Raw genomic sequence first — 7,163 nt, 5'->3', positions numbered from 1 at the left:
GGGGTGCGGCCTATGTGGAATCGACAGCCTCGAACAGGCGATGCGGCCGCTACCACGTGTCGCCGACGGGTCGCTGTGCCTCTCCCGCACGGAGGTCTCCGGGGCGACCGAAGCTCTGCGCCCGCGGCAGGCGCTCCATGCCAAGACGCGCGCGACTCACGCCGCGGGGTTTCTTGTGCCTGGCCAGGGGATCGTACTCGTGCGCGAGGATGTCGGCCGGCACAACGCGCTCGACAAGCTGATCGGTGCATTGATGCGCTCTGGTTTCGACTCCGCATCCGGCGTGGCGGTGATGACGTCCCGCCTTTCGGTCGAACTGGTTCAGAAATGCGCCATGTCCGGGATCCCCGGTCTTGTTGCCTTATCCGCCCCGACGGCGCGGGCAGTCCACTTGGCGGAGGAAGCTGGCGTCACGCTTGTCGCTTTCGCCCGTGGTGGCGGCTTCGACATCTATTCACATGCCCATCGCATTGCAGACGAGGTCACGAATGTCGCCTGAAAAGATGGTACACATGGCCAATCAGATCGCCACCTTCTTCAAGACGCAACCGGGCGACGCTACCGAAAAGGTCGCCTCCCATATCGCCGACTTCTGGGAGCCGCGCATGCGCGACCAGTTGCGCGACTACGTGGACCGGGGTGGCTCCGGCCTGGACCGTGTGGTAGTCGATGCAACGGCGCTCATTCGCTGAGCAACCTCGAACGTGGGTCTCAAATTCTTCTCTGCGCGGGCACCTTTCTCGGATCGGCGCGCACCCGAACCTGGATTCCAATATTTTTCAATGATTTAGAGCATTTCCCGATCAATCTGGATCGTGCCCGGCGGCGGCGAAGTAGTTCGCGCATTCCTGCGGTGTGAAACCGAATCCGGCTGATTGATTCCGGCGGGGGGGATTCCCCGATGGAATCGAAGCGGTTATTCTGCTCCGCAAATAGGAGGCGGGGCATGGCGGGAGTCGTGGGGCAGGCGACGGTGGAGGAATTGGGGGAGCGGTTTCGCGCCGCGAAGGATGTCGTCGAGCGCAGCCACTGCCAGGTGATCAGGCTGCTGGCGAAGGGGCATTCGACGGCGGAGATAACCGAGATCGTGGCGCTGAGCCCACGCTGGGTGAGCAAGCTCGCCCGGCGCTACGCGGCGGAAGGCGTCGGAGCGCTGGGAGACCGGCGGCGCGGCAACGTCGGAGCGCGGCCGCTCCTGTCGGGGGAGGACCTCGAAGCGCTGCGCGAGCGTCTGAAGACCCCGCCGGACGACGGAGGTCTCTGGAGCGGGCCGAAGGTGGCGCGCTGGATGGCGGCGCGGCTCGGGCTCGTGCATGTGCATCCGCCGCGGGGCTGGGAGGCGCTGAAGCGGATCGGCTGGTCGATCCAGGCGCCGCTGCCGCGCAACCCGAAGGCGGCGGGGGCGGAGGAGCAGTCGGCGTTCAAAAGAAGCTCGGCGAGGTGGTCGCCGAGGAGCGGGCGAAGACCGACCTGTCGAGCTCTGGGCGACCGACGAGCACCGGCTCGGCTTGAAGCCGGTGCGGCGCCGGGTCTGGGCGCCGATCTGCGAGCGGCCCGTGGCGCCCGGCCACCACCGCTTCGAATGGCTCTACGTCACCACCTTCGTCGCGCCGCAGAGCAGCGAGACCGTCTGGTACCTCTCCGACTGCATCGACAAGCGGCTCTTCGAGATGATGCTCGCCGGCTTCGCGCGCGCGACCGGCGCCGGGCGCGACCGGGTCGTCGTCCTCCTGCTCGACGGCGCCGGCTGGCACACCGAGCCGAACCTCGCCGTTCCCGTGGGCGTCAGGCTCGTCTACCGTTCTCGGGAAATCCGTCCACCGGACGGTTTTCCTGTCCCTCGAACCCCTACACGCCGGAGCTGCAGCCGGCCGAACATCTCTGGCCGCTCGTCGACGAACCCGTCGCAAGCCGATACTTCGAGACCCTCCGGGACCTCGACACCGTCCTCGCAGAGCGCTGCCGCACCCTCTGCGACGACCGCGCCACCATCGCCGCAAACACCCGCTTCAACTGGTGGCCCAGGACCAGCAGCCCGACGTGATCAGCCGAATCCTGTATGAAGACGTCGACGGTGCGCTCGGCGACCTTGCGCAGCAGCGCCTTGAGCTTCGCGAAGGCCATCTCGATAGGGTTGAAGTCGGGGCTGTAGGGCGGAAGGAAGGCGAGCCTTGCGCCTTACCTCGATCATCGCCCGGACCGAGGCCCGCTTGTGGCTGGAGTGGTTGTCCATGATCACGATGTCGCCGGGGCGGAGGGTGGGCGCCAGCACTTGGCGGACGTAGGCCTCGAACCAGTCGCCGTTGATCGACCGTCGAGGACCATGGGGACGACCATGCCGCCGAGACGGAGGCCCGCGACGAAGGTCGTGGTCTTCCAGTGGCCGTGAGGGACCCCCATCCCCGGCCACGTGGCCTGCGAGCGGGGCGGGAGCGTGGGGACGGCGTCGGCCTACCGGCGGCTGCAGCGGTTCGTCACCGACGGCAGCTGCGAGCTCACCCTCTTCGCCCGCCTGCACCGCACGCGGGCGAGCCGCACCTTCCGCGGTCGCCTCTGGTCGGGCTGCGCGGACGGGCCCATCCTCGCCTTCGCCGCCAAGCGCCTCCGGGGCGAATGGCTGATCGTCGTCTCCAACCTCCCGCCCCGGCGGGCGCTCCGGGCCTACCGCCGCCGCTGGGCCATCGAGGCCATGTTCGGCGACGCCAAGACCCGCGGCCTCAGCATCGAGGACACCCGCCTCACCTGTCCCCGCAAGCGCGCCCTCCCGATGGCCATCGTCGCCATTGCCCTCGCCTGGGCTGGACGCGCCGCCGCCGACCTGCTCGGCGGCCGCGAGCCGGAGCGCAAGTCCCACGGCTACCTCGCCCGTTCCTGGTTCAGGATCGGCCTCGACCACATCCGAAACCTGCTCAGGTCCGATCCCGACAGAGCAACATACCCATGGCGATCCCTGGCTCCGAAAGGGCTGAAATCGGCGAGAGTCGTGTAGCGCACCGAAACGCAACCATGTCTCCGGCCGCTCAATGCCTCGATCCGATCTCGGGATGATCGGGGCGCTTCCTTCTGTTCGGCCTGGGGAGGGTTGCGGACGGCGTTGAGGTCCGGTGGCCGCCGGCGCCAGGCTGCCGCTGCGCCCCGCGGCGCAGGGCGTTCCGCGCCGCCTTGCCGTACCGCTGCCGGCCTCTGCTTGCCGTGCCGCCCGGGGGGCGGGGCGGGATTAAAATATGTATGCCACGTGAAAATTCGGTCTCGGCGGGCGCGGGATGCCGGTATCTGTTCCGCAATGCCGCGAGAAGAATCCCGGGCATGAACTGGAGGAGGAAACTGGATGGGTGCGTTAAACATACTGGCTTTCGTCGGCTTCACGGGCCTCGTGGCGATCCTGTCGTATTACTGGACGAGAGGGACGGACGAGCATCATTCGGACGGGTATTTCCTGGGCGGGCGGTCGCTCACCGCGCCGGTGATCGCCGGGTCGCTGCTCCTGACCAACCTCTCGACCGAACAGATCGTCGGCCTGACCGGGCAGGCCTATTCGGAAGGCATCCTCGTCATGGCCTGGGAGACCCTGGCCGCCATCGCCATGGTGGTGACGGCGCTGGTGCTGCTGCCGCGCTACCTGCGTTCGGGGATCTCGACGATCCCGAGCTTCCTGGAGGAGCGCTTCGACCGCCAGACCAAGACGATCACCTCGATCCTGTTCCTGTCGGGCTATGTGATCGTGCTTCTGCCGATCGTGCTCTATTCGGGCGCGCTCGCGCTTTCGAACATGTTCGACGTGCCTGCGCTCCTCGGCGTGTCACCCACTGCCGCGCTCTGGCTGACGGTCTGGGCGATCGGCATCGTCGGCTCGATCTACGCGATCTTCGGCGGGCTCAAGGCGGTCGCGGTGTCCGACACGATCAACGCGGTCGGCCTCTTCACCGGCGGGCTGCTGATCCCGCTCTTCGGCCTGGCCGCGATCGGCGAGGGCAGCGTGTTCCAGGGCATCTCGACGCTCTACAATTCCAACCCCGAGAAGTTCGATTCGATCGGCGGGCCGGATTCGTCGATCCCCTTCGCGACGATCTTCACCGGCATGATGCTGGTGCAGCTGTTCTACTGGGGCACCAACCAGGCGATCATCCAGCGCGCGCTGGGTGCCAAGGATCTCAAGGAGGGGCAGAAGGGCCTGCTCTTCGCGGGCGTCCTGAAGATCTTCGGCCCTGTGATCGTCGTGCTGCCCGGCATCGTCGCCTATCACCTCTTCGAGGGGCAGCTCGAGGTTGCCGACGAGGCCTATCCCCGGCTGGTGACGGCGGTGCTGCCGACCGCGTTCCACGGCTTCTTCGCTGCGGTGCTCTTCGGCGCGATCCTGAGCTCCTTCAACTCGGCGCTGAACAGCTCGGTGACGCTCTTCGGCGTGGACATCTACCGGGAGTATTTCCGCCACGATGCCACCGACGAGCAGGTCGTCTCCGCGGGCAAGAAGTTCGGCACGATCCTGGCCATCGCCTCGATGACCATCGCCCCCTTCATCGCCAATGCGCCTCAGGGGCTGTTCGGCTACCTGCAGGAGGTCAACGGCTGCTACAGCATCCCGATCCTGACCATCATCCTGGTCGGCATCTTCACGCGGAAGGTTCCGCCCCATGCCGCCAAGATCGCGCTCGCCTCGGGGGTCGGGCTCTATATCCTCAGCCAGTTCGTCCTGAAGAACATCGTGGGCGCGGACAGCTATCCGCACTTCCTGCACGTCATGTTCATCCTGTTCGTGCTGAACGTCTGCATCATGCTCGTGATCGGCAAGTTGCATCCGGCGGAGAAGCCATGGGTGCCGACCGAATCTCATGCGGTGGACATGACGCCCTGGCCGATGGCCAAGCCGCTGGGGGCGCTGATCGTCCTGATCGTCGTCTCGACCTATTTCGTCTTCACCTGAATCGGGTCGGGAATGGGTGAAGCGGGCGGCCCGGGCATTCCGGGCCGTCCGTCGTCTTCAGCGCCGGTCGCGCAGGGCCTGTTCCAGGCGCTGCACCGACTGCGCCCTCGCATGCACGAGAGCCGCGAAGTAGCCGCGCGCGCGGCGGGCGGTCTGTCTGATCATGGCGTGCTCCTTTCGACCGCAATTGTCTCGGTCGGCCCCAAGATAGGGTGGCGCGGGACCATAGTGAAACGCAGAGGCGGAATACCCGCCTTGCGTTTTCCGCAGGCCCCGGCGGAAGGTGATCCCGAATAAGCATGCGGTATCGAGATGCCGGTATGCCCGGCATCAGGGCGGTGCTAGCCTCGGCAGGCCGCAGCGGGAAAGGCGGCGGCACGTCGGGGGAGCGGGACGAACGGTCGAGGTGACGGCACATTCTGCGGTGCCGCCGGGATCGCCATGGCGCCTTTCGGCCCGAGAGGCGCCGATTTCCCTCCGTCGCACAAGAACAAGAGATGCGAGCAAAGGCCACGGCCGGCTTCGCAAGGAGGAGGATCCGTCCAGGTGCGGGAGAACATGAACATCGCCGTTCTCGGCCCGGTGCCGCGGGACAACATCACCACCTATCAGGGGGAGAAGCTCGAGAAGTTCGGCTGCGCGGTCTATACGGCCGTCTGCATCTCCGCGCTTGCCGGGGCGGGCTCCACGGTGAGCCTCGTCAGCCATGTGCGACGCGCCGACGCGCCGCGGATCGGCAGGCTCCTCGCGCCCTTCGCCAATATCGATCTCTCCCACATGTCCGACCGGGCGGATCAGGGTGACGTCATCGAGCTGACCTATGTCGACCAGAACCGGCGGCTGGAGAAGCAGACCGGCTTCATGAGCCCGATCCTGCCCGCCGACATCGAGGATCTGATGGGCTGCGCCGCCTTCGTCTTCGTGCCGATCACCGATTTCGAGGTGCCGCTGGAGACGCTGCGCTACATCAAGGCCAACAGCGCGGGGCTCGTCGTCTTCGATGCGCATGGGCCGACCAACGGCGTCACCACGAAGGGGGACCGCTACCACCGCTTCTGGATCGACCGGGACCGCTGGCTGCCCTTCATCGACATCCTCAAGATGAACCTCGAGGAGGCGCGCTGCGCCTGGTTCGACGGCGAGGTTCATGGCGACGAGCCCAACGAGCTGACCATGGACGAGCTGCCGCGCTTCGCGGAGCATTGCCTCGACCTGGGCGTGAAGGCGCTCTACGTGACGCTCGACCAGCACGGATGCGCGGTCTATTTCCGCAGTCCCGACGGCAGGTTCCGCGAGCATGTCGTCAAGCGGGTCAAGGTCGACCATGTGGTGGACACCACCGGCTGCGGCGATTCCTTCGCCGGCGGGCTCGCCTTCGGCTATCTCAGGACCGGCGATTTCGTGAAGGCCTGCTGGTACGGCAATTGCGCCGGGGCGCAGCGCTGCACCAGCAGCGAGCTTGACGTCTACTTCGATCTCGAACGCACCGAGCGGCAGATCGCGGAGACCTATTTCGACTGAGCCCCTCGCAGGCATCCGCGCAGGAGAAGCATCCCATGTTCCCCAAGATCAGCGGCGGCGACTGGCTCGTCGTGGAAGACGGTTTCGATCCCGCCCGGGCGAACTTCTGGGAGACCGTCCTGACGGTCGGCAACGGCTATCAGGGCACGCGCGCCTCGCTGGAGGAGGGCCATAAGGGCGAGCTGCCGGCCACCTATCTCAACGGCGTCTACGACCATCACGATTCCACGGTGATCGACCAGGTCAATGTCCCCGGCTGGATCGGGCTGCGCCTGCGGGTGGAGGGCCACATCCTCGACGTGAAGACCTGCGAGGTGCTCGAACACCGGCGCATCCTCGACCTGCAGACCGGTTTCCTGCATCGCGACACCCTGTTCCGCGACGGGGAGGGGCGCGAGACGCGGGTGACGAGCCTGCGCTTCGCCTCGCTGGCCGATCGCCATCTCTGCGGCTTCCGGCTGAGCGTGACGGCGGAGAACCATTCCGCGCGCATCACGGTGGAGAGCGCGCTCGACGCCGAGCGCTACAATCTCGACCGGCTGCCGGCCTGGAGCGAGAAGCCGGTGTTGCACCCCGAGGTCGTCTGGCAGAAATGGGCCAGGAGCCGGCATCTGGCGGTGCAGGGGGCTTCGGTGGACGCGGAAGCGGCCTATATCGAGGTCCGAACGCTCGATACCGGCATCTCGATCGGCACCGGCACGGTTCTCGCGTTGCCGGAGGG

7 protein-coding genes and 1 pseudogene are annotated in these 7,163 nt (G+C 66.6%); 7 read left to right on the top strand and 1 reads right to left on the bottom strand.

The window, feature by feature from the left end:
* The 3 genes from V7050_RS16325 to V7050_RS16315 all read left to right on the top strand — a co-directional run.
* On the top strand, positions 1–499 hold a 499-nt coding region (locus V7050_RS16325), incomplete at its 5' end, for a formate dehydrogenase accessory sulfurtransferase FdhD (protein ID WP_324410843.1).
* Entirely contained in the window at positions 489–692 is a 204-nt protein-coding gene (locus V7050_RS16320) for a formate dehydrogenase subunit delta (protein ID WP_324374648.1), read from the top strand. The genes V7050_RS16325 and V7050_RS16320, both read left to right, overlap by 11 nt.
* A gap of 254 nt (positions 693–946) precedes the next feature.
* Positions 947–2,044, top strand: a complete 1,098-nt coding sequence (locus V7050_RS16315) for a helix-turn-helix domain-containing protein (RefSeq protein ID WP_324374650.1) — start codon at positions 947–949, stop codon at positions 2,042–2,044.
* A gap of 23 nt (positions 2,045–2,067) precedes the next feature.
* Here the strand turns inward: V7050_RS16315 and V7050_RS16310 are convergent.
* Positions 2,068–2,394, bottom strand: a pseudogene (locus tag V7050_RS16310) (IS630 family transposase); the annotation flags it as partial.
* 40 nt (positions 2,395–2,434) lie between these two features.
* Between V7050_RS16310 and V7050_RS16305 the strand changes: the two are divergent.
* The 4 genes from V7050_RS16305 to V7050_RS16290 all read left to right on the top strand — a co-directional run.
* Complete coding sequence (locus V7050_RS16305) at positions 2,435–2,989, top strand: transposase (RefSeq protein ID WP_324374652.1); 555 nt, start codon at positions 2,435–2,437, stop codon at positions 2,987–2,989.
* A gap of 339 nt (positions 2,990–3,328) precedes the next feature.
* The gene (locus V7050_RS16300; RefSeq protein WP_324374654.1) at positions 3,329–4,921 is read left to right on the top strand and encodes a solute:sodium symporter family transporter; all 1,593 of its coding nucleotides are present in this window, start codon (positions 3,329–3,331) and stop codon (positions 4,919–4,921) included.
* Positions 4,922–5,479: 558 nt separating this feature from the next.
* Complete coding sequence (locus V7050_RS16295) at positions 5,480–6,442, top strand: carbohydrate kinase family protein (protein WP_324374656.1); 963 nt, start codon at positions 5,480–5,482, stop codon at positions 6,440–6,442.
* Between the two features lie 35 nt (positions 6,443–6,477).
* A partial coding sequence (locus tag V7050_RS16290; RefSeq protein WP_324410841.1) for a hypothetical protein occupies positions 6,478–7,163 on the top strand: 686 nt, incomplete at its 3' end.

Source organism: Amaricoccus sp., from assembly GCF_036846665.1.
GTDB lineage: Bacteria > Pseudomonadota > Alphaproteobacteria > Rhodobacterales > Rhodobacteraceae > Amaricoccus.
The sequence above is the reverse complement of the archived record's forward strand: the minus strand, read 5'-3'. Positions and strand labels throughout refer to the sequence as shown.

Coding starts and splice junctions, on each gene's coding strand:
- V7050_RS16320 (WP_324374648.1), top strand. CDS start 489: ATGTCGCCTGAAAAGATGGTACACATGGCCAATCAGATCGCCACCTTC.
- V7050_RS16315 (WP_324374650.1), top strand. CDS start 947: ATGGCGGGAGTCGTGGGGCAGGCGACGGTGGAGGAATTGGGGGAGCGG.
- V7050_RS16300 (WP_324374654.1), top strand. CDS start 3,329: ATGGGTGCGTTAAACATACTGGCTTTCGTCGGCTTCACGGGCCTCGTG.
- V7050_RS16295 (WP_324374656.1), top strand. CDS start 5,480: ATGAACATCGCCGTTCTCGGCCCGGTGCCGCGGGACAACATCACCACC.